The organism is Hydrogenophaga sp. (assembly GCF_041633695.1).
In the GTDB taxonomy this organism is placed as follows: domain Bacteria; phylum Pseudomonadota; class Gammaproteobacteria; order Burkholderiales; family Burkholderiaceae_C; genus Hydrogenophaga.
The window spans coordinates 1-1,370 of the sequence record NZ_JBFJMY010000716.1; the positions used below are offsets into that span (position 1 = coordinate 1).

2 protein-coding genes are annotated in these 1,370 nt (G+C 63.4%); both read left to right on the forward strand.

What is annotated here, in order from left to right:
- On the forward strand, window positions 1-1,141 hold a 1,141-nt coding region (locus tag ABYB95_RS23505; RefSeq protein WP_372662802.1), incomplete at its 5' end, for a LegC family aminotransferase.
- A partial coding sequence (locus ABYB95_RS23510) for a polysaccharide biosynthesis protein (protein ID WP_372662805.1) occupies window positions 1,138-1,370 on the forward strand: 233 nt, incomplete at its 3' end. The genes ABYB95_RS23505 and ABYB95_RS23510, both read left to right, overlap by 4 nt.

Sequence of the window (1,370 nt, forward strand, 5' to 3'; positions counted from 1 at the left end):
CATCTTCGGCCCCGACTTCATTCCCCTGCACCGCCCCGTTTTTGAGGGCAACGAAAAGCAGTACCTGATCGACTGCATCGATTCCAACTTTGTGTCGTCGGTCGGCGCCAAGGTGACCGAGTTCGAACAGCAGATCGCGGCTTTCACCGGCGCGCGCTTTGCCATTGCCACCGTGAACGGCACCGCCGCGCTGCACGCGGCCCTGCTGCTGGTGGGTGTGCAGCGCGACGACGAGGTGATCTCGCAAGCGCTCACCTTCATCGCCACCTGCAACGCGCTGAGCTACGCCGGTGCGCACCCCGTGTTTGTGGACGTGGACCGCGACACCATGGGCATGAGCCCGGCCGCGCTCACCCGCTTTCTGGCGCAACACGCCGAAAAGCGCGAAGGCCGTGCCTGGAACAAGACCACCGGGCGCCGCATTGCAGCCTGCGTGCCCATGCACACCTTTGGCCTGCCGGTGCGCATCGAAGAGATTGCGGCGATTTGCGCCGAATGGGGCATTGCCCTGGTGGAAGACGCGGCCGAGTCGCTGGGCAGCTACGTGGGCACGCGCCACACCGGCAACTTTGGCCAGATGGCCACGCTGAGCTTCAACGGCAACAAGGTGATCACCACCGGCGGTGGCGGCATGCTCATCACCAACGACGAGACGCTGGCCAAACGCGCCAAACACCTCACCACCACGTCCAAGGTGCCCCACCCCTACGAGTTTGTGCACGACGAGGTGGGCTTCAACTACCGCCTGCCCAACCTGAATGCGGCCCTGGGCTGCGCCCAGATGGAGCGGCTGCCAGCGTTTCTGCAAATCAAGACCGGGCTGGCCGAGCGCTACGGCAGTTTCTTTGACGAACGGGGCATCACCTTTGCACGCGGCATGGCCGGGACCACCGCGAACCACTGGCTCAACGCCATCGTGCTGGACTCGCTGGCCGAGCGCGATGCCTTTCTGGCTTACACCAACGACAAGGGTGTGATGACGCGGCCCATCTGGCGCTTGATGACACATCTGACGATGTTCCAGCACTGCCAACACGATGGGCTGGAGAATTCGCGTTGGCTGGAAGAGCGGGTGGTGAACCTGCCGTCTAGCGTGCCCGATGGTGCGCTGCCCGCCTTTGACCTGGGAGCAAAAACATGAATGTATTGGGATTGATCGGGCGCTCGCAGCCCTTGTTTGAGGCCGACGTGTTGCAGCAAGACGCGCTGCTGCGCGAACTGGTGTCCAGCAGCCGTTTTCTGGTGATCGGCGGCGCGGGCTCCATCGGCCAGGCCGTGACGCGCGAAATCTTCAAGCGCCACCCCAAAGTGCTGCACGTGGTGGACATCAGCGAAAACAACATGGTGGAGCTGGTGCGCGACATCCGCAG